Genomic DNA, 24,030 nt, shown 5'->3' on the forward strand with positions numbered 1-24,030 from the left:
GGGTCGCATTTGTGAAAGCCCGCGTCAGTCCGCTTTCGGGCGGTCATCATAATCCGAGGACAAAATCCGCGAGGCGTCGCCCTTCGGATCGTCGAACTGGCGGTTCCGCACCGCCCAGAAAAACGCGACCAGCCCGACCCCGCCAAGCAGCAGCGACACCGGAATGAGAATGGTCAGAATCTCCAAGCGCGCCTCCTATTTCAAACGCAGCGAGTTGAGCGAAACGGTGATCGAAGAGGCCGACATGGCAATCGCGGCCCCCAAGGGTGTTGCCAGCCCAACCAGCGCGATCGGCACCGCGACGCAGTTATAGAGGATCGAGATCGCAAAGTTCTCTTTGATCCGTTTGCGTGCCTGACGCGAGATGCGCGCGGCGTCCGCAATGGGCGCCAGATCGGCCCCCAGAAGCACAATATCCGAGGCCGTGCGCGCCGCATCCAGCGCACTGGCCGGAGAGATCGACACATGCGCGCCTGCAAGGGCTGCGGTGTCGTTCAGCCCGTCGCCCACCATCAGAACGCGGCTGCCAGTGGCGGACAGCTCTTGCACCAGCGCGGCCTTTTCATGCGGCAGAACACCCGCCTTGAATTTCGCGATCCCAAGCCGCGCAGCCAGATCGGCGACCACAGGCTCCACATCGCCAGACACCAGCCAGAGGGCGACACCCTGACGTGCCAGATCCGCGACCATGTCTTCGGCCCCCGGACGCAGGTTGTCGGCAAAGACAATCGACACCGGCGCGGCGTCACCGATACGCAGATGGGTTGCGGTGCTCGCGCCAGCTTCGGCCCCGATCCAATCGGCGCGGCCAAGGCGCACCACCTGCCCGTTGGCCAGCCCCTCGACGCCGAAGCCCGGCACCTCGCGCAGCGCCTCCAGCGGAGCGGGCTGCACGCCCATCGCCTGCGCGCCCTCGGCCAGCGCCCTGGCCAGCGGATGCGCGGAAGCCCCCGCAAGAGCGGCGGCAATCACAAGCTGCTCCGCGCTCAGGTCGCCCAGATTTTCGGGTTTGGGCGCGCCCATCGTCAGCGTGCCGGTTTTGTCGAATACAACCGTATCCACCTCGGCCAGACGCTCCAGCGCGGTGCCATCCTTGATCAAAAGCCCCTTGCGGAACAGCCGCCCCGAGGCCGACGTCACCACCGCAGGCACCGCCAGCCCAAGCGCACAGGGGCAGGTGATAATCAGCACCGCCGCCGCGATATTGGCCGCGTGGCGCACATCGCCCCCCGTGATCCAGACCCAGCCCACGAAGGAGGCAAAGGCCAGAATATGCACCACCGGCGCGTAGGCGCGCGCGGCGCGTTCGGCCAGAGAGGTATATTTCGTTTTCGCGGATTCGGCGGCCGCCACCAGATCGGCCATCTGGTGCAGCGAGCTATCCTTGCCAGCTGCGCTGACACGCAGAACCAGCGGGCCCGTCAGGTTCACTTCGCCCGCCGACAGGAGCGCGCCGGGGCCAACAAAAACCGGCAGGCTTTCACCCGTCAGCAAAGAGCGATCCGTCTCGGAGGTGCCTTCGGTAATCGCGCCATCTGCCGGAACGCGCCCGCCCGGCCGCACGCGGATCAGATCCCCCACACGAAGCTCTGCCACAGGCACGGTTTCCTCGGTCCCGTCTACCGCCAGACGCGCCGCGCGCGGCACCTCAAGCGCGGCCAGTTCCTCGGCGGCGGAGCGCGCGGTCGCGCGCGTGCGGTAGTCCAGATAACGCCCGACCAGCAGAAAGAAAGTCAGCATCACGGCAGCATCGAAATAGGCGTGACGCCCCGATTGCGAGGTCTCGTAAAGCGAAATTCCGGTCGCCAGAATGATCGCCAGAGAGATCGGCACATCCATCCCAAGACGCCGCGCCCGAAGCGAGGTCCATGCGCTGGCAAAGAACGGCTGCGCGGAAAACAGCACCGTCGGAATTGCAATCGCGCCCGAAATCCAGTGGAACATATCGCGCGTTGCCGCCTCGGCCCCCGACCAGACCGAGATCGACAGGAGCATGATATTCATCATCGCAAAGCCCGCGACGCCGATCCGCATTAACAGATCGCGCCCGCGCTTGTCGGTCTCGGTGGCGGACAGAAGGCTCGGGTCCAGCTCGTGCGCCTCATAGCCGATGCGATCGAGCGCCGCGATCAGGGGCGCGGCCTCGACACCCGCATCGGCATCAACAGACACCCGCTTTAGCGTCAGGTTCACCCGCGCAGACCGCACACCCGGCTGGCGGTGCAACTCGCGTTCAACATCGGAAATGCAAACCGCGCAATGCGCCGTGGGCAGCGACAGCATCACCCGCGCGCCCTTGATGTCGCCCGAGCGCGCCATCTGCTCGGCCGAAGGAGCGGCAAGGCAGGCCGGACAGGCAGACGCGCTGACGTGTTCCTCGTCAGCGATCACAGTCGTGCCCTCAATCTCCGAGCTTAGCGCCATCGGTTAACCCTCGATGAACAGATCCATACGTTTGCGGAACACCGTGCCATCGGCGGCCTTGGCCTCCAGATGGATCAGCCACGCCCCCGGAGCAAGATCGACCGGCGCCACAAAGACGCCGCCCTTATACAGGAATTCGGGCGAAATATCTTCCCCCGCGTAGGTCGTGCGCCCGACAAGCGCGGTCAGGTCCGACACCGGCGCGGGCAGCCCCGCCGCGTCGCGCATCACCAGCGAGAGCGTGCCGTTTTCGTAGACCGGCTCGGCGCTCCAGCCAAGCGCCTCTTGCGCGGCGCGATCCTTGTCGAAGCTCTGCGAGGCGACGTAGGAATTCTCGACCTCAAGGCCCGGGAACGTGCCAATCGCGCTATAGGCCATAAAGATATTGACCGCGATAATCACGCTGAACGCGCCAACCGTGATCATCAGCACATGCTTGCCCGTTAGTTCCTTGGCCATAAAGCACCCTTTCGTGAAACCGCCCTGTTCATAGCCCTTCGTGCGGAACAGGAAAAGACCGGGGCCACGCCTTCACGCAGCCCCGGACGCATTCTGACTTAGTTGTTACTGGTGCCGTTGAACACGGTCCCTGCCGAGGCGCGGTCGGTCGAGCCGACATCCTCGATCCAGAGCGTCAGGTTGGTCCGGTCACCGGTTGCCAGATCCGTCCCCGGCGCGGCCTCAAGATAAAGGCGCTGCGAGAGCGTGAAATCGGGCTGCACGGTCACGGTATTCGCGTCCTGCCCTTCCAGCACCACGCCCAACCCGTCAACCGGCTTGCCATCTGCCCCGACAATCGACACGCGGAAGGTGGTGTCATCCCCCGCCTTGTTGCGCAGCCGCAGCGTATAGATGTTGCGCACCGTGCCGTCGCCCTGGATCACATAAAGCGGATCGCGGTTCGGCGTCACGTTGAAGTCGATGGGCGAGCGCATGAACAGCGCGACCACAAGCCCGACACCGATCCCCGCCCAAAGCGTGAAATACAGCAGCGTGCGCGGGCGGAAGATGTGTTTCCAGACGTTGCGCGGGTGGCCTCCGGCGCGCTCTTCGTTCTCGTCCTTCAGCGCCATATAGCCGATCAGGCCACGCGGCTTGCCGACCTTGTCCATCATCTCGTTGCAGGCGTCGATGCACAGGCCGCAGGTGATGCATTCAAGTTGCTGGCCGTCACGGATGTCGATCCCCATCGGGCAGACCGCGAAACAGGCGTTACAGTCGATGCAATCCCCCTGATCGGCGGTGATCGGTTGACCTTTTTTCAGCTTGCCGCGCGGCTCGCCCCGCCATTCGCGGTAGACGATGGTCAGCGTGTCCTCGTCGATCATCGCAGCCTGAATACGCGGCCACGGGCAAGCGTAGATGCAGATCTGCTCGCGTGCGAAGCCACCGAAACCAAAAGTCGTCAGCGTCATCACCGCGATCGTGGTATAAGCAACCGGATGGGCCGTGCCCGTCAGCAGAGCCTTTGCCAGCGTCGGCGCATCGGTGAAGTAGAACACCCACGCACCGCCCGTCGCCACCGCGATGAGCAGCCACAGCACCCATTTCGTGATCCGTTTGCGGAATTTCTCGAAGTTCCAGTTCTGCCGCAGCAGACGGATGCGGGCGTTGCGGTCGCCCTCGACCCAACGCTCGACAAGGATAAAAAGATCGGTCCAGACCGTTTGCGGGCAGGCATAACCGCACCACACCCGCCCCGCAGCCGAGGTGAACAGGAACAGGCCAAGCCCCGCCATAATCAGAAGCCCCGCAACGAAATAGAATTCGTGCGGCCATATCTCGATCATGAAAAAGAAGAAGCGGCGGTTCGCCAGATCAAGCAGCACGGCCTGATCGGGCAGCGCAGGGCCACGATCCCAGCGAAGAATGGGGGTCAGGTAGTAGATGCCCAGCATCAGCGCCATCAACACCCATTTCAGCGTGCGGAACTCACCTTTCACCCGTTTCGGGAAGACTGGCTCGCGGGCAACATAAAGGGGGGGCGGATCGGCTTGTTCGGTGGAGTTCACGACTCTCTCCGTATGGCTGTTATCAGGGTTTGGCTCACTTTTGATATGCACTGGCGGAAATAACTTTGACATGCGTCAAAAAGGCAGATTTCCAATGCACATTTTATTCCAGTCGCAGCATCCTGATTTATCTGGATTTTTCTGCGTTTGCGACACCAAGCCAACTCTCTGCGCAAAACTTGGGGGATTGCCTGGGGCGCGTATTCGCAGTTAAAGATTCGGCAGACATATGCCTTTTATCGGTTTTGCCCGCTCGCCCCGGGCAAAAAGACACCGGCGCCCCCAGGAAACGCGCGAACAGGACGGGGCGCCGGTGCTACCCGAGGGGCCGAAGCCCCCCGAATATCTGGTTATTCGCCGCCACCCAGGCCGTGCACATAAGCGGACACAGCGCGGATTTCAGCTTCGGACAGACGCGTGTTCCAGTTCGGCATTTCGCCGAAGCGGGCATTCGTCACCGTCTCGGTGAGGGTCGCAACGTCGCCACCATAAAGCCAGATGGCGTCGGTCAGGTTCGGCGCACCCTGTGCGCGGTCACCCGTGCCATCCTCGGCGTGGCAGCTTGCGCAGTTGTCTGCGAAAACCACTTCGCCTTCACCGGACAGAGCGGCATCAGCCTCTTGCCCCGAGAGCTTGCGGACAAATTGCACGACCTGGTCGATCTGCTCGGGTTCAAGCAGCTCGTCCTTGCCGAAGGCCGGCATCTGCGAGTAGCGGGCTTCGTCATCGGGGTCAGTCGCGTTACGGATCCCGTGGGAAACCGTGGTGTGAATATCCTCGATCGAGCCGCCCCAGAGCCAGTCCTGGTCAAGCAGGTTCGGATAACCGAGCTTCTGCTGACCGCCAGCACCGGCACCGTGGCACTGCGCACACCAGGTGCGGAATACTGCGGCACCCGCGTTCTGGGTGTAGTTGGCCAGCTCCGGGTCCGACGCGATGTCGGTCAGTTCAACAGCGGCAAGCTTCTCTTCGATCGGCTTATTCATGTCGTCGAAGCGCTGGATTTCGGCCATCACGTTCCCGCGCTGGCTGTCGCCCAGCATCCCTGCCGTATTGCCGTTGATCAGCGGCCATGCCGGATAGGCGACCGAATAGCCGATGCCCCAGATGATGCAGACATAGAAGGTATAGAGCCACCACTTGGGCAGCGGGTTGTTGAATTCGGAAATGCCGTCCCACTCGTGACCGGTGGTATCGACTTCCTGCTTTTGGATCGGTTTTTTGCTCATTTCGTCCACGCCTCCTTACAACGTGGCGCCGTCATCCCTGGCGATCCTGCGTTGCCGCAGGATCGTCGAAGGGACTGGCGGGTTTGTCATCGTGACGGAAGGGGATATTCGCCGTATCTTCATGGGTCTTGCGCGACCCCGGACGGAATGCCCACGCCACCACGCCGATAAACAGCGCGAAGATCAGAAGCATTGCCCAGCTATCCGCGAATTCCCTTAGGATATGATAGTCCATCCCCTGTCCTCCTTAGCGACTTGCCACGGCTTCCTCGGTCGCGAAGGTCGAGAAATCGACCATCGTCCCGAGAACCTGGAGATAGGCGACAAGGGCGTCCATTTCGGTGACAGCCGTCTGACCGTCAAAGTTACGGACGTTGACCTTCTCGTCATAGCGCTCGAAGAGCCCATCGGTATCCGCTTCGGGATCGACTTGTGCGAAGAAGTCTTCCTTAGCGGCTGCGATCATCTCCGAGCTGTAGGGCACACCGACCAAAGCGTCGGTGCTGAGCCGGTCCTCGATATACTTGGCGTCGATTTCGCGGTTCAGCAGGAACCCGTATTTCGGCATCACCGATTCCGGCACGACCGATTGCGGGTTGTTCAGGTGATCCACGTGCCACGCATCCGAGTAGCGGTTGCCGACGCGGGCCAGATCCGGCCCGGTCCGCTTGGAGCCCCACTGGAACGGGTGGTCATACATCGACTCGGCTGCGAGCGAGTAGTGACCATAGCGTTCCACCTCGTCGCGCATCGGGCGGATCATCTGCGAGTGGCAGACATAGCAGCCCTCGCGGATGTATACGTCCCGACCCGTCAGTTCGAGCGGCGTGTAGGGGCGCATCCCTTCGACTTTCTCGATCGTGTTGTCGAGATAGAAGAGCGGTGCGATCTCTACGATGCCGCCGATGGTGACGACGAGGAAGGAGAAGATCAGAAGGAGCGTCGCGTTCTTTTCAAGAACGGCATGTTTGTCGATAAGTGCCATCTTTCAGCCCCTCCTTATTCAGCCGGAACAGCGGCAACCGACGCCGACGCAACGCGCGGCTGACGGGCGACCGTTGCCCAGAGGTTGTAGGTCATGATGATCGCGCCACCGAGGTAGAGCACACCACCCAGACCACGGACCACATACATCGGGAACTTGGCGGCCACGGTGTCGGCAAAGGCGTTCACAAGGAAGCCCTGGCTGTCGACTTCGCGCCACATCAGGCCTTCCATGATCCCCGTCACCCACATCGAGGCGGCGTAGAGCACGATACCGATGGTTGCGAGCCAGAAGTGCCAGCTCACCAGCTTGAGCGAGTAGAGACGCTCACGCGCCCACAGACGCGGCACAAGGTAGTAGAGCGCGCCGAAGGTGATCATGCCGTTCCAGCCAAGAGCGCCGGAGTGGACGTGACCAATGGTCCAGTCGGTGTAGTGCGACAGCGAGTTCACCGCGCGGATCGACATCATCGGACCTTCGAAGGTCGACATGCCGTAGAAGCCGATCGACACCACCATCATACGGATGATCGGGTCGGTGCGCAGCTTGTCCCATGCGCCCGAAAGCGTCATCAGGCCGTTGATCATGCCACCCCAGGACGGCATCCACAGGATGATCGACATCACCATGCCAAGGGTCGAAGCCCATTGCGGCAAGGCGGTGTAGTGCAGGTGGTGCGGACCTGCCCAGATGTAGATGAAGATCAGCGCCCAGAAGTGCACGATCGACAGCTTATACGAGTAGACGGGGCGCTCTGCCTGCTTCGGAACGAAGTAATACATCATGCCCAGGAAGCCCGAGGTCAGGAAGAAGCCCACAGCGTTGTGGCCATACCACCATTGGGTCATTGCGTCCTGCACACCCGCGAACACCTGAACCGATTTCGAGCCGAAGACCGACACCGGAATAGCGAGGTTGTTCAGAAGGTGCAGCATCGCGATGGTCACGATGAACGACAGGTAGAACCAGTTTGCCACATAGATGTGGGGTTCTTTGCGCTTGAGCACCGTGCCGAGGAACACGAGCAGATAAGCAACCCAGACGATGGTCAGCCACAGGTCGACATACCATTCCGGCTCTGCGTATTCTTTCGACTGGGTCGCACCAAGGATATAGCCGGTCGCGGCAAGCACGATCATCAGCTGATAGCCCCAGAACACGAACCACGGCAGCCCGGTGCCACCGAAGAGGCGCGCGGCCGAGGTGCGCTGCACAACATAGAACGACGAAGCGATCAGCGCGTTGCCACCAAAGGCGAAGATAACCGCCGAGGTGTGCAGCGGGCGCAGCTTGCCGAAGTTCAGATACCCTTGGGCGAACTCGAGGTTCAGCGCCGGGAAGGCAAGCTGGAACGCGATGATAACCGCAACCAGAAAGCCGACCACGCCCCACAGGGTGGTAGCAATCACGCCGGCGCGGATGACGCCGTCGTTATATTCGTTTTGCGGAGCCGGAGCCGACCCCATGGTGCGCAGCACCCAGATGAACGCGATCGCCGCAGCCAGCATGACCTCGACGGCGTTCACCGCATACGGAAGATCGCGCGCGTAACTAGCAGCGATAGCGGCCAGCACCGCCACCGCGGCGAGCGCGATCAACTTGAAATAATCCCACATAATGTGCGTCCCTTCGTCTTGTCTGTTTCCCCTCCCGCATTCCGGAGAATCGGAATCCGAGCCGGGTTTTTCGACTAAAGCCCTTGTGGTCCGGGGGTATGCCCTACGCATTGATCTGCATCAAATCCTCGCGTTCAGACTGCGCTCTTTCGTCGCACCGCCATTGTAAAACAGGCATCTGACCACTTGTGCCGGTTATTTTATCATAAAGCTCCGGCTTGATCCGCGTCAAAGTGGCGCGCTTCTGCCTAAGATAATGTGCCTCTAGGATATTGGGGAAACCCACACGCGGAGGGAGGCCATTATGGCTTATAAGACAATTCTAACGATTGTGACGGACGCGAAGGCCGCGCAATCCCAGATCGAGGCGGCGGTTTCGCTGGCCCGGCGCGAGGACGCGCATCTGGACGTTCTGTGCATGGGCGTGGATCGCACGCAGACCGGATATTATTACGCTGGCGCCACGGCCTTTGTGCAGCAAGAGACGATGGATCGTGCGCAGGAAGATGCACAAAAGCTGGAGGCGGCGCTAAAGGACCGCCTCGCCCCCGAGGATGTGCGCTGGAGCGTTGAATCCATCGTCGCGCAGATCGGCGCCATTGCACCGGCGGTCGGGCTGCGCGCGCGGTTTGCCGATGTCGTGATCGCAGGCATTCCTTACGGCGAAGGGCGCGGCCCCGAGGCCGAAGCCGTGGTCGAAGCCGCCCTCTTTGAGGGTCAGGTGCCGGTTCTCATCGTTCCCGACGGCTACACCTCCCCCACCGTCGCCAGCCGCATTGTCGTCGCCTGGAACCAGTCCGCCGAAGCGATGAACGCGATCCGCAAGGCCTTGCCGCAGCTGAAAGCCGCCGAAACGGTTGACATCACCATCATCGACCCGCCTGCGCATGGCCCCGAACGCTCGGACCCGGGTGGCGCGCTCAGCCAGATGCTTGCCCGCCACGGCGTTCATGCAGAGGTTTCGGTGCTGGCGAAAACCCTGCCGCGCGTGTCCGATGTGCTGAACCGCCATGTGCGCGATTCCAAGGCAGATATGGTCGTGATGGGTGCCTATGGCCACTCGCGCTTCCGCGAGGCCATTCTGGGGGGCGCGACGCGCAGCATGTTGGAAAAGGCCGAAGTGCCGGTGCTGATGGCGCACTAACCCCTTCGACAAAATGCAAAACGGCGCCCGATCCGAGCGCCGTTTTCTTTGCGTCTGGGCAGTGTCAGGCCAGGAAACCGCCGTCCGAGTCGTCGCCCGCCTCCAGCAGAAGCCGGTCCATATCGGGCACCGTCACATGGCGCTTGCCTTCCAGCCGGATCACCCCGTCGCGCTTGAGCGCCGAGATCTGCCGCGACACTGTCTCCAGCGTCAGCCCCAGATAATCGGCCATTGCCTCGCGCGTCAGCGGCAGGTCGAAAGCCATCTGGCCCGTGGCCTCAAGCATCTTGATCGAAGCATCGCGGCGCGCAACAATCGACAGAAGCGAGGCGATCTTTTCCCGCGCTGTCTTGCGCCCCAGAAGCAGCATCCATTCGCGCGCTGCGTCCAGCTCGTCCAGCGTCATCTGCAACAGGCGCTGCGCGATATGGGGCGTTTTATACATCACCTCTTCGAAGGGCTTCTTGCGAAAGCAGCACATCAGAATATCGGTGGTGGCAGTGACGTTATAGGCAGCGGTCATCCGCCCCGGTCGCCCGACGAAATCGGAGGGCAGCAAAAGCCCCACCATCTGCGTGCGCCCGTCTTCCAGCGTCTGCGTCAAAGTGGCGATCCCGGTCACGACGGAGCCAACGAAATCCATGCGGTCCCCCGCCCAGATTACCGTCTGGCCTGCCTCAAAAGATCGATAGTATTTGATCTCTTCAAGGCGCTCCAACTCGTCACCTTCGCACCGTGCACAGACGGCACGGTGCCGGATAGGGCAGTCATTGCAATGCAATGGCGCCATGTCCATGTCTTCACATGCCATGCGGAGCTTTCTTGATATGAGTCAAATGCTGTTGCGCGTCTTATCGCTAAAGATACCCGCATGGAACAGGATTCGCAACTGACTCGGCTCGGTCTATTCGACGCACGGGTCCCCCGCTACACGAGCTACCCCACCGCGCCCCACTTCTCGTCGGAAGTGGGCGCATCGCACTTCGAACAATGGATCGAGGCGATTCCAGCCGGGGCAAGCATTTCCCTTTACATGCATGTGCCCTTCTGCCGCCGGTTGTGCTGGTTCTGCGCATGTCGCACGCAGGGCACGCAATCGGACGATCCGGTGCGCGCTTACTCCGAGACGCTTCTGGCGGAGCTCAAGATGCTGAAAAAGCGTCTGGCGCCGGGGGTAACGCTCTCGCGGCTGCACTGGGGCGGCGGCACGCCAACACTGATGCCCGCCGACATGATGCGCCGTGTGGCGGGCGCCGTGTTCGAGGCCGTGCCGATGGGCGAAGGCGCCGAGTTTTCGGTCGAGATCGACCCGAACGAGATCGACGACGCGCGCATGGATGCGCTGGCGGAATCCGGGCTGAACCGTGCTTCTATCGGAGTGCAGGATTTCGACCCGCAGATCCAAGAGGTCATCGGCCGCGACCAAAGCTATGAGGTCACGAAAAAAGCCGTCGACATGATCCGCGAACGCGGCGTGCAAAGCCTGAACGCCGATATTCTTTATGGCCTGCCCTATCAGGACAACCGCCGGATTTCGGAATCGGTGCAGAAGCTTCTGTCGCTCTCGCCCGACCGCGTGGCGCTTTACGGATATGCGCATGTGCCATGGATGGCGCGGCGGCAAACGCTGATCCCCTCCGACCACCTGCCAACCCCGCAAGAACGGCTGGAACTGTTCGACACGGCGCGCAAGCTGTTCGTGGCGGATGGCTATGACGAGATCGGCATCGACCACTTCGCCCTGCCGACCGATGGTCTGGCGACCGCACAAAAAGCGGGCAAGCTGCGGCGCAACTTCCAAGGCTACACCGACGATCTGGCCGAGGCGCTCGTGGGGATGGGCGCAAGCTCCATCTCGCGCTTCCCGCAAGGCTATACGCAGAACAACCCCTCGACCGGCGCCCATACCGGCGCCATTCGTCAGGGGCAGTTCTCGACCTCGAAGGGCCATGTGTTCAGCGAAGATGACAAGATGCGCTCGCGCCTGATCGAGGCATTGATGTGCGATTTTGCGGTCCGCACGGATGAACTCGTGCGTGATTTCGGCGCCGATCCGGTTGAGTTGGCGCAGATGTTCACCTCTTGCGCAGATGCGTTCGAGGATTGCGTGCGCGTGACCGCCGATGGCCTTGAAATCCCCGAAAAGGGCCGCCCGCTGACCCGCATGATCGCGCGTCATTTCGACGCTTATGACCTGTCAAAAGCAGGGCATAGCTCGGCTATCTGATCTGGCGCCACACCGATTATCCCAAAAGCCCGGCCCCGCAAGGCGCCGGGCTTTTACGTTGCGTCACGGGGGTTTGGCTCCGCTAGGCGCGGACTACTTCCCATGCGTAAGCTTGACGCAGGGAGCAAAGGGGAGAAAGCCATGAAAATCACCGCAGCCGTGCTGGAACGTGGCGGCATCGAAAAGGATTTCGAAAAAGCCCAAGCCCTGACCGTGCGGCAGGTCGATCTTGCGCCCCCGGGTCCGGGCGAGGTGCTGATCCGCATCGCCGCCGCGGGCGTGTGCCACTCGGACCTGTCGGTGATCAATGGCACGCGGCCCCGCCCCGTGCCGATGGTTCTGGGGCACGAGGCCTCAGGCTTTGTCGAGGCTTTGGGCGCGGGTGTCACCGATCTGGCGGTGGGCGATCACGTCATCTGTATCTTTGCGCCCGGCTGCGGCACCTGCACGCCCTGCGCCGAGGGGCGCCCCGCGCTTTGCACCCGTGCAGCCGCGCATCACGGCGTAGGCGAGTTGATGACGGGGCATCGGCGCCTCTCGATGGATGGCGCGCCGGTCCACCACCATATCGGCGTTTCGGCCTTTGCGACCCATGCGGTTGTTGCCCGCCCGACACTGGTCAAGGTCGAGGCTGACATCCCGCCGCATATCTCGGCGCTCTTTTCCTGCGCGATGCTGACCGGCGCGGGGGCCGTGTTCAACACAGCCCAAATCCGGCCCGGTTCAAAAGTCGCGGTTGTGGGGCTTGGCGGCGTGGGCCTGTCTGCGGTTCTGGGCGCGATCGCGGCTGGCGCGGGCGAAGTGATCGCCATCGACCCGTTCGAGGCCAAGATGCAAACCGCGCTGGACATGGGCGCGACCTGCTGTGTCAAGGCGGACGCCAACACCATCGAGGCCGTGCGAGATCTAACCGGTGGCGGGGTGGATTACGCGATCGAGCTGGCGGGCTCGGTCCGTGCACTGGAAACCGCCTTCGAGGTCACATGCCGCGGCGGCATGACCGTAACTGCGGGCCTGCCCCACCCGACCGAGCGCCTGCCGTTGAACGCGCTGAAACTCGTGGCCGAGGAGCGCTCGCTCAAGGGCAGCTATATCGGCTCATGCGTGCCGCAGCGCGATTTGCCGCGGATGCTGTCCCTGCACGCTCAGGGAAAACTGCCGGTCGAGAAAATGCTGACCCACCGCCTGCGCCTGCCCGAGATCAACGCCGCGATGCACCGGCTTGATCAGGGGGTAGCGATCCGGCAGGTGGTCGAGTTCGACTAAACCGCCTCGGCCTGCATGGTCACAACATTGTCTGAGAGCCGCCGGACACGCAGCGCAAGCCCCGCCTCGGCCGCGCGCGCCTCGATGGCGACCTCATGGCCGACGGTCAGCGGCGACAGCCCGCGATAGCTGAACCGCGCGGGCAAAGCGCCCATAAGATCGGCGGCAAGGTTCTGCATCCAGACCGATTGCAACGGCCCATGCACGACCAGCCCGTCATACCCCTCGACGCCCGTCGCATAGGGCTGGTCGTAGTGGATGCGGTGGCCGTTGAAACTGATCGCGGAATAGCGAAACAGCATCGTCGGATCAGGCGTCACGCGCCACGATTTCAGCACCTCCCACGGCGCAGCCTGCGGCGGGGAGGCCGCCTGCCCCGGCACCGGATCTTCGCGATAAACGATGTCGTGACGCTCGCTCAGGCGCAAAACGCCGCCCGCCTCGTAGCGGTGCTCGACCGCGACAAACCCCAAGGGCCCCGAGCGCCCCTGCTTGAACTGCACATCCGCAATCCGCGTGCGGCGCGTCACCAGATCATCCACCTCAAAAGGCGTCGCGAACTCCAGCAAGCCCCCCGCCCACATCCGGCGCGGCAACGGAAGCTGCGGCGTATAGATGCCGGGGCGCGGGTGACCATCGCGGCCCAGCTCGCTTGCGGGTAGCATATCGGGCGCCAGGCACCACTGCGCACCGACCGGAACGGCCCCCGGCGCGACCAACGGCCCAAGCGTCACGCGCAGCTCCTCGACAAGGCGCGGCGTCAGGCGGTCTTCGACAACCCTCTCGCGGCCAATCCAGTCATCATACTCGCCCATCTTATGCCCGCTTCCGATCCGAGGTCAGTTCGACGAAGACCTCTTCCAGCCCCGGCTGCTCGGTCGCCACGTCGCGAATGCGTATGCCCCCCGCGCGGATCGCATCCAGCACCGCCTCGGGCGAGGTTTTCCCGCGCGAATAGGTAAACGCCAACCGCCCGTCGGCGCGGGTTTCAAGCGCCACCCCTTCGGGCAGCGCAATCGCGTCTGTCGGCGGCGCCTCGGGCTCGACCACCAGCGCCTTGCGATCCATCCGCGCCAGCAGGTTGGGCGTGGAATCGCGCACGATCAGGTCGCCACGGTTGATGATTGCGATCTCGTCACACATCGCCTCGGCCTCTTCGAGGTAATGCGTCGTCAGGATGATCGTCATCCCCTCTTCGTTCAGCCGCCGCACATTTTCCCACAGCATATTGCGCAGCTCGATATCGACGCCGGCTGTCGGTTCGTCCAGCACCAGAACCTGCGGGCGATGCACCAGCGCCTTGGCCAGCAAAAGCCGCCGCTTCATCCCGCCCGAAAGGTTGCGCGCATAGGCCTCGGCCTGCTCGGTCAGGCCCACCAGTTCCAGAATCTCGTCGGTCCAGCGCTCGGAGGCAGGCACACCATACAGCCCTGCCTGCACCTCTAGCGCGGCCCGGGGGCTGAAAAACGGGTCCATGTTCAGCTCTTGCGGCATCACCCCAATCGAGGCGCGCGCATGGCGCGGGTTCGTATCCTGATCAAAGCCCCAGATCGTCACCTTGCCGTCGGTTTTGCGCACCAACCCCGCCAGAATATTAATCAGCGTGGATTTCCCAGCCCCGTTCGGCCCCAGAAGACCAAAGATCGAGCCAGCCGGAATCGACAGGTCCACCCCCTTGAGCGCCTCTTTCGGACCCATCCGGCCCCGCGCCGCATAAGTCTTGCGCAGATTTTCAATCTCTATTGCCTGCCGTTCCATCTTGCCCAGCCCCGTTCTTTGACTAGTATGCGCAGCTAACAAGGGCCACGCCCGCACCCAGACCATAAACGGAGCCAGCAATGACCGCCACCGCCCCCGAAACGGAAATCGTCACGAAATGGAAAGTCGCCTGTGACGGCGGCGAAGGGGCGCTTGGCCATCCGCGCGTCTGGCTGTCGATCCCGAAAGACTCGGGCGAGGTTGAGTGCTCGTATTGCGACAAGAAATTCATCATCGACCGCGCACATGCGCATGATGACCACTGATCGCGGGTAAAACCGGCGATTGACAGGGCGGCCTTGCGGGGCCGCCTTTTCGTTTCCGCCCCCCTGTGGCAGAACGGGGCGAACACGCGCGTATAGGAGGGCCGCTCATGGCATTCGGAAAAGGCTGTCACCTGCATCTGATCGACGGATCGGCCTATATTTTCCGCGCCTATCACGCGCTGCCACCGCTGACGCGCAAATCCGACGGGCTGCCGATTGGCGCTGTGTCGGGCTTTTGCAACATGCTGTTCAAGCATATCGAGGATGCCTCTGGCCCCGACACGCCGACCCACGCGGCGGTGATTTTCGACAAGGGCAGCATGACCTTCCGCAATGAAATCTACGATCTCTACAAGGCCAACCGCGAGGCCATGCCCGAAGACCTGCGCCCGCAGATGCCCCTGACCCGCGAGGCGACGCGCGCCTTCAACATCGCCTGCGAAGAGCTGGAGGGCTATGAGGCCGACGACATTATCGCCACCCTTGCCCGTCAGGCGCGCGAGGCAGGCGGGCGCGTTACGATCATCTCGTCCGACAAGGACCTGATGCAGCTTGTCGGTGGCGGCGTCGAGATGTTCGACGCGATGAAGAACCGCCAGATCGGTCCCGACGAGGTCGAAGAGAAATTCGGCGTCCGGCCCGAGCGCGTGATCGACGTGCAGGCGCTGGCGGGCGACTCGGTCGATAACGTTCCGGGCGCGCCCGGGATCGGTGTGAAGACGGCGGCGCTCTTGATCAACGAGTTCGGCGATCTGGAAACGCTGCTCGCCCGCGCCGACGAGATCAAACAGCCCAAGCGCCGCCAGACGCTGATCGACAATGCCGAGCAGATCCTCATGTCGAAGCGTCTGGTCACGCTCGACCAGAACACGCCTTTGGGCTTTACGCTCGATGATCTGGAGGTCAAAGAGCCGGACCCGCAGGTCTTGATGGGCTTTCTGAACGCGATGGAGTTCCGCACGCTGACCAAGCGCGTGGCCGACAAGTTCGGCGCCGAGATGCCCCCTGCCCCCGCGATCGAGGCCGCACCAGAGGCTGCCCCTGTCGCGGCGATCGAACAACCGGCAATCAGCACCGATGGCTATGTCACCATCCGCGACGCGGAAACGCTGGCCGCATGGCTGGCCGAGGCCCGCGCCAAGGGTCGCGTGGCGGTCGACACGGAAACGACTTCGCTTGACGAAATGCGGGCCGAACTGGTCGGCGTTTCGCTGTGTATCACGGCGGGCCGCGCCGCCTATCTCCCGCTTGGCCACACCTCGGGTGGCGACGACCTGTTCGGCGGCTCGGCGCCCCAGCCGGACCAGATGCCGCTGGATCAGGCGCTCGCCCTTCTCAAGCCCGTGCTTGAAGACGACAGCATCCTGAAAATCGGTCAGAACATGAAGTATGACTTCAAGATTTTCGCCCGCCACGGCATCCGCGTTTCGCCCATCGACGACACGATGCTACTGTCCTATGCGATGCATTCGGGGCTGCACGGGCACGGGATGGACGCGCTGTCGGATCGCTATCTCAACCACCAGCCGATCCCGATCAAAGAACTGATCGGCTCGGGCAAGGCGCAAATTACCTTTGACAAGGTCGATGTTGAAAAAGCCTCGGTTTATGCCGCCGAAGACGCCGATATTACGCTTAGATTGTGGGAAATCTTCAAGCCGCAGCTTCATCAGGCGCAGGCCACCACGATCTATGAAACCGAGGAACGCCCGCTTGTCCCGGTGCTGGCCGATATGGAGATGGCGGGCGTTAAGGTCGACGCCTCGGTGCTGTCGCGCATGTCGAACAGCTTTGCGCAAAAGATGGCGGGGCTGGAGGCCGAAATTCAAGAGGTCGCGGGCCAGCCCTTCAACGTCGCCTCGCCCAAGCAACTGGGCGAAATCCTGTTCGAAGTGATGGGCGCGGAAGGCGGCAAAAAGGGCAAGACCGGCGCCTATGGCACGGGCGCGGATGTGCTTGAGGATGTCTCGGCGTCCGAAAACGAGGCGGCCGCGCGCCTTGCGGGGCTGGTGCTGGACTGGCGCCAGATTGCCAAGCTGAAATCGACCTATACGGATGCGCTCCAGACCCATGTGAACCCGGAAACGGGCCGCGTGCATACGTCCTATGTCATCTCGGGGGCGAATACCGGGCGGCTTGCCTCGACCGATCCGAACCTGCAAAATATCCCCGTGCGGTCCGAGGAAGGCCGCCGCATCCGCGAGGCCTTTGTCGCCGAGGCAGGCAAGACCATCGTCTCGCTCGACTATAGCCAGATCGAGCTGCGCATCCTCGCCCATGTCGCGGATATTCCTGCGCTGAAACAAGCCTTCCGCGACGGCATCGACATTCACGCGATGACCGCCTCCGAAATGTTCGGCGTTCCCGTCGAAGGCATGGACCCCTCGATCCGGCGGCAGGCCAAGGCGATCAACTTCGGCGTCATCTACGGCATTTCGGGCTTCGGCCTTGCGCGCAACCTGCGCATCCCGCGCGCCGAGGCGCAGGGCTTCATCGACCGCTATTTCGAGCGCTTCCCCGGCATCAAAACCTATATGGACGACACTGTCGCCTTCGCCAAAGAGCACGGCTATGTCGAAACCATCTTTGGCCGCCGCATCCACACCCCCGAGATCAACGCCAAGGGGCCGGGCGCGGGCTTTGCCAAACGCGCGGCAATCAACGCACCGATTCAGGGCGCTGCCGCCGACATCATCCGCCGCGCGATGGTGCGGATGCCGGACGCCATCCGCGATCTGCCCGCGACGATGCTTTTGCAGGTCCATGACGAACTGATTTTCGAGGTTGAAGCAGGGGCCGAAGACGCCCTGATCGCGGCCGCAAGGCAAGTTATGGAAGGCGCCGCAGAGCCTGCGCTCAAGCTTTCGGTGCCGCTGACGGTCGACGCGGGAACAGGCCCAAGCTGGGCCGAAGCACACTGACAACCGACGAAAACTAAATGGCGGTCATGTGCAGATCTCCGCAACCATTTTCCACAAGCGGTTTCGTGTCCGGCCTTTGGTTCACACGGATAGCCCCGCCTGCCTTTGCGTCGCGCGACTTTGGCGGCATGGACGGAATCGGGCTTCTGAAGCCCCGTTTTCTCGACTATATGTACACGCCAAAGGAACGGGCAGATCGTGCTCTTCACGCTCTGGCAAGACAAACGGCTTTCCCACAGGTGACGTATGACAAACCCGATCAAATCCCGTCTGGCGAAGGGGGGCATGATCCCCGCCGCATGGGTCGAACTGGGCAACCCCGATATTGCGGAAATCCTTGTGCGCCACGGCTGGCCTGTGCTTGTCGTCGATGGCGAGCATGGCCGAGGTGACCTGGAGGACTGGGTCGCTATCCTGCGCGCGGCCGAGCACGCGGGCGGCGAGGTGATCCTGCGTCTGCCTGACGATTCCGACACGATGATCAAACGCGCGCTGGATCGGGGCTTCCGCTCGTTCATCGTGCCGATGGTGAACACGCCCGAGCAGGCCCGTCGCGTGGCAAGTGCCTTCCGCTACCCCTCGCGCGGGCACAGGGGCTATGCCGCGCCGATCGTGCGCGCGTCCGACTGGGGCGCGCGGCCCGATTATGCCCGCGAAGACGCCCATAAAGAGCTGTGCATCATGGTGCAATGCGAGCATGTCGAGGCAGTCGAAAACCTTGACGCCATCGCCGAAGTCGAGGGGATCGACATGATATTCCTTGGCCCGAACGATCTTGCAGCCTCGGCGGGGCATCTGGAGCGCATGGAGCACCCCGAGGTGCAAGCCCTTCTCGCCCGCATCGAAGAGACCGCCGCGCGCCACGGCAAACCTTTGGCTACCGTGCGCGGCGCGGGACGAGACTGGGCAGATCTGGAGCGTCTTGGCTACCGGATCGTGGCCGGCATCAACGATGTCTCGCTGCTGATCGAAGGGGCCGGACGTGCGCGGGCGGAACTCCCCGACGGGACCGCGTCTGCATCCGCGCGCCGCTACTGATCAAAGGCCTGTTCCCGCCTGTTTCGGGCGAGCATCCGCAGATTGCCAAAAGGCGGGACGTGCCTACCCCCGCCCCGCCCGCTCCACGAATTCGATCAGACGCGGCAGGCAAACGCCGTGCAGGTCGTATTTATCGACGATCGTGCGCCGCGCGGCAGCGCGCATTTCCGCCCCCGCAGCAGGGTTCGCCAACGCCTCGATCAGCGCGCCTGACAGCGCCTTGATGTCGAAGAACCCCACCAGCCGCCCGTTCTTGCCGTTCTCGATCACCTCGCGCACCGGCGCGGTATCCGAGGCCACCACCATACAGCCCGCCGCCATCGACTCCATCAGCGACCAGCTCAGGACAAAGGGATAGGTCAGGTAGCAATGACAGCGCGAGACCTGCAACAGCGACAGATAGGTCGCGTAGGGCACGCGCCCCAGAAAATGCACGCGGCTCAGGTCCAGCCGGTCCGAAACCTCGTCGAGGAACCGGCGCTTCCAGCTTTTGCCGTCTTTGGGAGCGGCGCCATAGCTTTGCCCCTCGTCGCCCACGATCACCACATGCGCTTTGGGGCGCGCCGCCAGCACATCAGGCAAGGCGCGCATGAAGCTGTGATAACCACGATAAGGTTCAAGCGAGCGATTAACGAAGGTCAGCACCTCATCGCCCGGACGGAGCGCAAGCGCGGTTTCGGGGATTTCAAGGCGCGCCTGCGGGTCGGGGCGCACGCGCTCGGTGTCGATCCCGTCATGGCAGACGGTGATCTTGGCGCGCAGCTCGGGCTGGAAAGTCGCTGCCTGAAACTCGGTCGGGGACAGCGCCGCATCGGCCTGCACCATCGACTGGATCAGATGCGCAGAGCGCGCTGTGGTCGAAATGCGCCCCTCCAGCGTGGTCTGCTGGAACTCGGGGTCGAAATCGGTATCAAGACCCGAGGTCTGATACATCAGCTCCGCATAGACCAAAAGCCGCGCCTCGGGCCAGACCTCTTTCAGGAACAGCGTCTCGCCCCAGCCGGAATGACCGAAGATCACATCGGGCACAAACCCGTGCGTCTCCCGCAGTTGCCGCGCCGCCAGCACCGCCTTAAGTCCCCGCTCGGACATGTCGGCATACATACGGGTCAGGGGCGAGCTGAGTTTTACCTCGGCAGGTTTGCGGTATTTCACCACCTTGACCGGCGAGGGGCGGTTGTTGGTCTCTGCGGTCAGCGCCAGAACCTGATGTCCGCGCCGCTCCAGCGCCGGGGCCAGATGCGGAAACTGACCGGGGAAATTCTGGTGAACGAACAGGATTTTCATACGCAAACCACGCTACTTGCCCAAAGCCGCCGCGATCAGCGTGCGGGTATACTCGGTCGCGGGCGCATCAAAAACCTGCGCGGCGCTCCCCGCCTCGACCACATCACCGCGCTGCATCACCATGACCTTATGGGCCAGCGCGCGCACCACGCGCAAATCATGGCTGATGAACAGATAGGCCAACCCGTAGCGCCGCTGGAGCGTGCGCAGAAGGTCGACGATCTGCACCTGCACCGTCATATCCAAGGCCGAGGTCGGTTCGTCCAGAACCACGACCTTGGGGCGCAGGATCATCGCGCGGGCAATGGCGATGCGCTGGCGCTGACCGCCGGAAAACTCGTGCGGGTAACGCTCCATCGTGGCAGGGTCGAGGCCGACCTCCGTCATGATCTCGGCCACCATCTCGCGCGTGTTGCGGCCCGGCTCGACCCCATGCACCGATAGCCCCTCGGCGATGATCTGTTCAACCGACATCCGCGGGCTGAGAGAACCGAACGGATCCTGAAAGACGATCTGCATATCGCGGCGCAGGCGGCGCAGCTCGCGCGCTTTCCAGCCGGAAATATCCTGGCCTTGATAGCTGATCGGCCCCTCGCTCTGGATCAGCCGCATGATCGCCAGCGCGAGCGTCGTCTTGCCCGAGCCGCTTTCGCCCACGATCCCCAGCGTCTCGCCCGCGCGCACCGAAATCGTCGCGCCATTCACCGCCTTCACATGCCCGACCGTGCGGCGCAAAAGCCCGCGCTGGATCGGGAACCAGACGCGCAGATCGCGGGTTTCTACCAGCGTTTCGGCACCTTCCGGCACGGGGTCAGCCTGCCCAGTCGGCTCGGCTGCAAGCAGCTTTTTCGTGTAGTCATGCTGCGGGTTGGCGAAGATGTCCTCGGTCCGGCCTTGTTCTACAATCTCGCCGTTCCGCATCACACAGACCCGGTCCGCGATGCGCCGCACCACCCCCAGATCGTGACTGATGAACAAAAGCGACATCCCTTCCGAGCGCTTTAGATCAGCCAGCAAATCAAGGATTTGCGCCTGAATTGTCACGTCCAGCGCCGTGGTCGGTTCATCCGCGACCAGCAGCTCTGGCCCGTTCGCCAGCGCCATCGCAATCATCACCCGCTGGCGCTGCCCGCCCGAAAGCTGGTGCGGATAGTCGGCCAGGCGGGTTTCGGGGTTCTGGATGCCGACCTTGTCCAGCAATTCAATGATCCGCGCGCGGGCCTCTGGGCCTTTGACGCCCTGGTGCAGATCAAGGCTTTCACCGATCTGGCGTTCGATCGTGTGCAAAGGGTTCAGCGATGTCATCGGCTCTTGGAAGATGAAGCTGATGTCATTGCCGCGCACCGCGCGCAGGTCCGCCTCGGGGGCACCGACCATCTCGCGGCCCTCATAGCGCACCGAGCCTTCGATCCGCGCATTCGGCCCAAGCAACGCCACCGACGACAGCGCCGTCACCGATTTGCCCGACCCGCTTTCGCCGACCAGCGCGACGGTCTCGCCCTTAGCCACAGCGAAGGACACGCCCTTCACGGCCCTGTGGGTCTTGCCGTCCTGACGGAACGACACGGACAGGTTTTCAAATTCGAGAACCGCGCTCATTTGAACACCTTTCGCGGGTCAAAGGCGTCGCGGACACCCTCGAAGATAAAAACCAGAAGCGAGAGCATCGTCGCGAATGTGAAGAATGCCGTGAACGCCAGCCACGGCGCCTGCAGATGCTGCTTGCCCTGAAGCGCCAGTTCGCCGAGCGAAGGCGCCGACGAGGGCAGCCCGTAGCCAAGGTAATCAAGCGAGGCCAGCATCGAGATCGTGCCGGTAATCACGAAGGGCAGCATCGTCAGCGTCGCCACCATCGCGTTGGGCAGGATATGGCGGAACATGATCACGCGGTCCGACACGCCAAGCGCCCGCGCGGCCCGGACATATTCGAAGTTGCGCGCGCGCAGGAACTCGGCCCGCACGACGCCTGTCAGCGCAGGCCAGCCGAAAAGGATGGCCACAAACACCAGCAACCAGAAGCTGCGGCCCAAAATCGCAAACAGGATGATGATGACGTAAAGCGAGGGGGTCGAGCCCCAGATCTCCAGCAAGCGCTGGAAGATCATATCGACGCGCCCCCCGAAATAGCCCTGCACAGCACCTGCTGTGACACCAATGAGCGAAGCTACCGTCGTCACGATCAGTGTGAACAGGATCGATGTCCGGAAGCCATAGATCACCCGCGCCGTCACATCGCGCGCGGTATCGTCCGTGCCCAGCCAGTGCTTGCCATCGGGCGCCGAGGGCGCAGTGCCGACGTTGTTGATCGTGCGGTAGTGGTAGGGGATCGGCGGCCAGATCATCCAGCCTTTCTCGATCGGCTCGCCCTCGACCGTGCCTTTGGTCTGGGCCTCGGTCATATAGGTTTCGGGGTCGTCCCAGCACTCCTCGCGCCCGCCCGTGACGATCAGGCATTGCACCGCCTCGTCGCGATAGATCGCCTCGGTGCGGAAATCGCCACCAAAGGCCGTTTCGGGATAAAACTTGTATGCCGGCACGAACAACTCGCCGCGATAGCTGACCAGCATCGGTTTGTCGTTCGCGATCAGCTCGGCAAAGAGCGAGGCCACGAACAGCGCCAGAAACAGCCACAACGACCAAAAGGCGCGCCGGTTGGCCCTGAAATTGCGCCAGCGCCGTTGATTTAGGGGGGAAAGCGCCATCAGCCTGCCCTCCGCTCGAAATCAATGCGCGGATCGACGAAGACATACATCAGGTCCGAAAGGATATTCACCGCCAGCGAGATCAGGCCAAAGACGTAAAGCGTGCCAAATATCACCGGGTAGTTCCGCTCCACCGCCGCCTGAAAGCCCAAAAGCCCCAGCCCGTCGAGCGAGAAGATCGTCTCGACGATGATCGACGAGCCAAAGAACACGCCAAGGAAGGTTGCCGGAAAACCCGCGATCACGATCAGCATCGCGTTGCGGAACACATGGCCATAAAGCACGCGCGACTCCGCCAGCCCCTTGGCCCGCGCGGTCTGCACATATTGCTTGTTGATCTCGTCCAGAAACGAGTTCTTGGTCAGCAACGTCATCGTCGCGAAAGAGGAAATCGTGATCGCGATGACCGGCAGCACGATATGCCACAGGTAGTCCAGCACCTGCCCTGCAAGGGTCAGATCGGCAAAATTGTCAGAGGTCAGTCCGCGCAAGGGGAATATCTTCCAGAACGATCCGCCCGCGAACAGCACCATCAGCATCACGGCGAACAGGAAGCCCGGGATCGCGTAACCGATGATGATCGCGCCCGAAGTCCAGGTATCAAAGGGCGTGCCGTCCTTGACCGCCTTGCGAATGCCCAAGGGAATCGAGACCAGATAGGCAATCAGCGTCGACCACAGCCCCAGCGTGATCGACACCGGCATCTTGTCCAGAACCAGCTCCACCACCGTTTGCGAATGGAAGAAGCTCTTGCCGAAATCGAAGGTCAGATAGTTCCCCATCATGATGAAAAACCGCGTGACGGCGGGGATTTTCTCGGCACGGCATTCGGGCGCGCGCACGCTTGGCTCGCCCGCAAAGCCCGCATCACAGGCAAGGCGCGAAAACCCCATGTCGATTTCAAGCTGCGCCAACTGGTCGGGCGAGATCCCGCGCGCGCCCTGATAGCCGCTTTCCTCGACGCCGCCCTGCCCCGCGCCCGCGTCGCCGCCGCCCGCGATGTTGCGCATTGAATCCGCCTCGCCCTCGACACGGGCGATGATCTGTTCGATCGGCCCGCCGGGGACGAACTGGGTCAGCGTGAAGTTGACGATCATGATCCCGATCAGCGTCGGAATAATCAGAAGCAACCGCCTGAGGATATAGGCGCCCATT

At 62.6% G+C, this 24,030-nt stretch carries 21 protein-coding genes; 6 read left to right on the forward strand and 15 right to left on the reverse strand.

Annotated features, from left to right (window positions below; translation table 11 throughout):
* Nucleotides 1-24: 24 nt before the first annotated feature.
* The 8 genes from ccoS to ccoN form a co-directional block, all read right to left on the reverse strand.
* Nucleotides 25-186 (reverse strand): cbb3-type cytochrome oxidase assembly protein CcoS, encoded by a 162-nt coding sequence (gene ccoS / locus RYZ20_RS05270; RefSeq protein ID WP_317671040.1) that lies wholly within the window; start codon nucleotides 184-186, stop codon nucleotides 25-27.
* Between the two features lie 9 nt (nucleotides 187-195).
* Nucleotides 196-2,424, reverse strand: a complete 2,229-nt coding sequence (locus tag RYZ20_RS05275) for a heavy metal translocating P-type ATPase (protein WP_317671042.1) — start codon at nucleotides 2,422-2,424, stop codon at nucleotides 196-198.
* A 3-nt stretch (nucleotides 2,425-2,427) separates the two neighbouring features.
* The gene (locus RYZ20_RS05280) at nucleotides 2,428-2,883 is read right to left on the reverse strand and encodes a FixH family protein (protein WP_317671044.1); all 456 of its coding nucleotides are present in this window, start codon (nucleotides 2,881-2,883) and stop codon (nucleotides 2,428-2,430) included.
* A 98-nt stretch (nucleotides 2,884-2,981) separates the two neighbouring features.
* Entirely contained in the window at nucleotides 2,982-4,436 is a 1,455-nt protein-coding gene (ccoG, locus tag RYZ20_RS05285) for a cytochrome c oxidase accessory protein CcoG (RefSeq protein ID WP_317671046.1), read from the reverse strand.
* Nucleotides 4,437-4,786: 350 nt separating this feature from the next.
* Nucleotides 4,787-5,665, reverse strand: coding sequence for a cytochrome-c oxidase, cbb3-type subunit III (ccoP, locus tag RYZ20_RS05290; protein WP_317671048.1), 879 nt, complete (start codon nucleotides 5,663-5,665; stop codon nucleotides 4,787-4,789).
* Nucleotides 5,666-5,696: 31 nt separating this feature from the next.
* Nucleotides 5,697-5,900, reverse strand: coding sequence for a cbb3-type cytochrome oxidase subunit 3 (locus RYZ20_RS05295; RefSeq protein ID WP_317671050.1), 204 nt, complete (start codon nucleotides 5,898-5,900; stop codon nucleotides 5,697-5,699).
* 12 nt (nucleotides 5,901-5,912) lie between these two features.
* A complete protein-coding gene (gene ccoO / locus RYZ20_RS05300) occupies nucleotides 5,913-6,650 on the reverse strand; it encodes a cytochrome-c oxidase, cbb3-type subunit II (protein WP_317671052.1) in 738 nt (245 codons plus the stop codon).
* A gap of 14 nt (nucleotides 6,651-6,664) precedes the next feature.
* Nucleotides 6,665-8,266 carry a cytochrome-c oxidase, cbb3-type subunit I gene (ccoN, locus tag RYZ20_RS05305; protein WP_317671054.1) on the reverse strand — a complete coding sequence of 534 codons (1,602 nt, stop codon included), beginning with the start codon at nucleotides 8,264-8,266 and terminating at the stop codon, nucleotides 6,665-6,667.
* Between the two features lie 304 nt (nucleotides 8,267-8,570).
* Here ccoN and RYZ20_RS05310 point away from each other — a divergent pair, with 304 nt between their 5' ends.
* On the forward strand, nucleotides 8,571-9,410 hold the full coding sequence (locus RYZ20_RS05310) for a universal stress protein (protein ID WP_317671056.1): 840 nt from the start codon (nucleotides 8,571-8,573) through the stop codon (nucleotides 9,408-9,410).
* A gap of 64 nt (nucleotides 9,411-9,474) precedes the next feature.
* On the opposite strand, the gene fnrL is transcribed toward RYZ20_RS05310, so the two are convergent.
* A complete protein-coding gene (gene fnrL, locus RYZ20_RS05315; RefSeq protein ID WP_317671058.1) occupies nucleotides 9,475-10,221 on the reverse strand; it encodes a transcriptional regulator FnrL in 747 nt (248 codons plus the stop codon).
* A 60-nt stretch (nucleotides 10,222-10,281) separates the two neighbouring features.
* Here fnrL and hemN point away from each other — a divergent pair, with 60 nt between their 5' ends.
* Together hemN and RYZ20_RS05325 are read left to right on the forward strand one after the other, a co-directional pair.
* Entirely contained in the window at nucleotides 10,282-11,637 is a 1,356-nt protein-coding gene (gene hemN / locus RYZ20_RS05320; RefSeq protein ID WP_317671060.1) for an oxygen-independent coproporphyrinogen III oxidase, read from the forward strand.
* A 141-nt stretch (nucleotides 11,638-11,778) separates the two neighbouring features.
* On the forward strand, nucleotides 11,779-12,903 hold the full coding sequence (locus tag RYZ20_RS05325; protein ID WP_317671062.1) for a zinc-binding dehydrogenase: 1,125 nt from the start codon (nucleotides 11,779-11,781) through the stop codon (nucleotides 12,901-12,903).
* On the opposite strand, the gene RYZ20_RS05330 is transcribed toward RYZ20_RS05325, so the two are convergent.
* Nucleotides 12,900-13,718 (reverse strand): HTD2 family dehydratase, encoded by an 819-nt coding sequence (locus tag RYZ20_RS05330; protein ID WP_317671064.1) that lies wholly within the window; start codon nucleotides 13,716-13,718, stop codon nucleotides 12,900-12,902. The two genes, RYZ20_RS05325 and RYZ20_RS05330, sit on opposite strands and share 4 nt — an antisense overlap.
* A 1-nt stretch (nucleotide 13,719) precedes the next feature.
* On the reverse strand, nucleotides 13,720-14,661 hold the full coding sequence (locus tag RYZ20_RS05335) for an ABC transporter ATP-binding protein (RefSeq protein ID WP_317671066.1): 942 nt from the start codon (nucleotides 14,659-14,661) through the stop codon (nucleotides 13,720-13,722).
* A gap of 80 nt (nucleotides 14,662-14,741) precedes the next feature.
* Here RYZ20_RS05335 and RYZ20_RS05340 point away from each other — a divergent pair, with 80 nt between their 5' ends.
* The 3 genes from RYZ20_RS05340 to RYZ20_RS05350 all read left to right on the forward strand — a co-directional run bounded on the left by RYZ20_RS05340 (nucleotide 14,742) and on the right by RYZ20_RS05350 (nucleotide 18,886).
* Nucleotides 14,742-14,927 (forward strand): zinc-finger domain-containing protein, encoded by a 186-nt coding sequence (locus RYZ20_RS05340; protein ID WP_317671068.1) that lies wholly within the window; start codon nucleotides 14,742-14,744, stop codon nucleotides 14,925-14,927.
* Between the two features lie 107 nt (nucleotides 14,928-15,034).
* Nucleotides 15,035-17,848: a DNA polymerase I gene (polA, locus tag RYZ20_RS05345; RefSeq protein WP_317671070.1), complete on the forward strand. Its 2,814-nt coding sequence runs from the start codon at nucleotides 15,035-15,037 to the stop codon at nucleotides 17,846-17,848.
* A 246-nt stretch (nucleotides 17,849-18,094) separates the two neighbouring features.
* Entirely contained in the window at nucleotides 18,095-18,886 is a 792-nt protein-coding gene (locus RYZ20_RS05350) for an HpcH/HpaI aldolase family protein (protein ID WP_317671072.1), read from the forward strand.
* A gap of 63 nt (nucleotides 18,887-18,949) precedes the next feature.
* Here RYZ20_RS05350 and RYZ20_RS05355 read toward each other — a convergent pair whose 3' ends face one another.
* Genes RYZ20_RS05355 through RYZ20_RS05370 form a run of 4 tightly spaced genes read right to left on the reverse strand, consistent with a single transcriptional unit; the run spans nucleotide 18,950 to nucleotide 24,029 of the window.
* A complete protein-coding gene (locus tag RYZ20_RS05355) occupies nucleotides 18,950-20,173 on the reverse strand; it encodes a glycosyltransferase (RefSeq protein ID WP_317671074.1) in 1,224 nt (407 codons plus the stop codon).
* Nucleotides 20,174-20,185: 12 nt separating this feature from the next.
* Nucleotides 20,186-21,772 (reverse strand): ABC transporter ATP-binding protein, encoded by a 1,587-nt coding sequence (locus RYZ20_RS05360; RefSeq protein ID WP_317671076.1) that lies wholly within the window; start codon nucleotides 21,770-21,772, stop codon nucleotides 20,186-20,188.
* On the reverse strand, nucleotides 21,769-22,875 hold the full coding sequence (locus RYZ20_RS05365; RefSeq protein WP_317671078.1) for an ABC transporter permease: 1,107 nt from the start codon (nucleotides 22,873-22,875) through the stop codon (nucleotides 21,769-21,771). The genes RYZ20_RS05360 and RYZ20_RS05365 overlap by 4 nt, the downstream gene beginning before the upstream one ends.
* Entirely contained in the window at nucleotides 22,875-24,029 is a 1,155-nt protein-coding gene (locus RYZ20_RS05370; RefSeq protein WP_317671080.1) for a microcin C ABC transporter permease YejB, read from the reverse strand. Before RYZ20_RS05370 ends, RYZ20_RS05365 begins: the two co-directional genes overlap by 1 nt.
* Nucleotide 24,030 lies beyond the last annotated feature (1 nt).

This window comes from Pseudothioclava alba (assembly GCF_033100795.1).
Classification (GTDB): domain Bacteria; phylum Pseudomonadota; class Alphaproteobacteria; order Rhodobacterales; family Rhodobacteraceae; genus Pseudothioclava.

Excerpts from the sequence above, each read along its gene's own strand:
- RYZ20_RS05335 (WP_317671066.1), bottom strand. The coding sequence starts at position 14,661 with ATGGAACGGCAGGCAATAGAGATTGAAAATCTGCGCAAGACTTATGCG.
- RYZ20_RS05360 (WP_317671076.1), bottom strand. The coding sequence starts at position 21,772 with ATGAGCGCGGTTCTCGAATTTGAAAACCTGTCCGTGTCGTTCCGTCAG.
- RYZ20_RS05310 (WP_317671056.1), top strand. The coding sequence starts at position 8,571 with ATGGCTTATAAGACAATTCTAACGATTGTGACGGACGCGAAGGCCGCG.
- RYZ20_RS05355 (WP_317671074.1), bottom strand. The coding sequence starts at position 20,173 with ATGAAAATCCTGTTCGTTCACCAGAATTTCCCCGGTCAGTTTCCGCAT.
- RYZ20_RS05280 (WP_317671044.1), bottom strand. The coding sequence starts at position 2,883 with ATGGCCAAGGAACTAACGGGCAAGCATGTGCTGATGATCACGGTTGGC.
- RYZ20_RS05350 (WP_317671072.1), top strand. The coding sequence starts at position 18,095 with ATGACAAACCCGATCAAATCCCGTCTGGCGAAGGGGGGCATGATCCCC.
- RYZ20_RS05370 (WP_317671080.1), bottom strand. The coding sequence starts at position 24,029 with ATGGGCGCCTATATCCTCAGGCGGTTGCTTCTGATTATTCCGACGCTG.
- RYZ20_RS05275 (WP_317671042.1), bottom strand. The coding sequence starts at position 2,424 with ATGGCGCTAAGCTCGGAGATTGAGGGCACGACTGTGATCGCTGACGAG.
- ccoO (WP_317671052.1), bottom strand. The coding sequence starts at position 6,650 with ATGGCACTTATCGACAAACATGCCGTTCTTGAAAAGAACGCGACGCTC.
- ccoN (WP_317671054.1), bottom strand. The coding sequence starts at position 8,266 with ATGTGGGATTATTTCAAGTTGATCGCGCTCGCCGCGGTGGCGGTGCTG.
- hemN (WP_317671060.1), top strand. The coding sequence starts at position 10,282 with ATGGAACAGGATTCGCAACTGACTCGGCTCGGTCTATTCGACGCACGG.
- ccoP (WP_317671048.1), bottom strand. The coding sequence starts at position 5,665 with ATGAGCAAAAAACCGATCCAAAAGCAGGAAGTCGATACCACCGGTCAC.
- fnrL (WP_317671058.1), bottom strand. The coding sequence starts at position 10,221 with ATGGCATGTGAAGACATGGACATGGCGCCATTGCATTGCAATGACTGC.
- RYZ20_RS05340 (WP_317671068.1), top strand. The coding sequence starts at position 14,742 with ATGACCGCCACCGCCCCCGAAACGGAAATCGTCACGAAATGGAAAGTC.
- polA (WP_317671070.1), top strand. The coding sequence starts at position 15,035 with ATGGCATTCGGAAAAGGCTGTCACCTGCATCTGATCGACGGATCGGCC.
- RYZ20_RS05295 (WP_317671050.1), bottom strand. The coding sequence starts at position 5,900 with ATGGACTATCATATCCTAAGGGAATTCGCGGATAGCTGGGCAATGCTT.
- RYZ20_RS05330 (WP_317671064.1), bottom strand. The coding sequence starts at position 13,718 with ATGGGCGAGTATGATGACTGGATTGGCCGCGAGAGGGTTGTCGAAGAC.
- RYZ20_RS05365 (WP_317671078.1), bottom strand. The coding sequence starts at position 22,875 with ATGGCGCTTTCCCCCCTAAATCAACGGCGCTGGCGCAATTTCAGGGCC.
- RYZ20_RS05325 (WP_317671062.1), top strand. The coding sequence starts at position 11,779 with ATGAAAATCACCGCAGCCGTGCTGGAACGTGGCGGCATCGAAAAGGAT.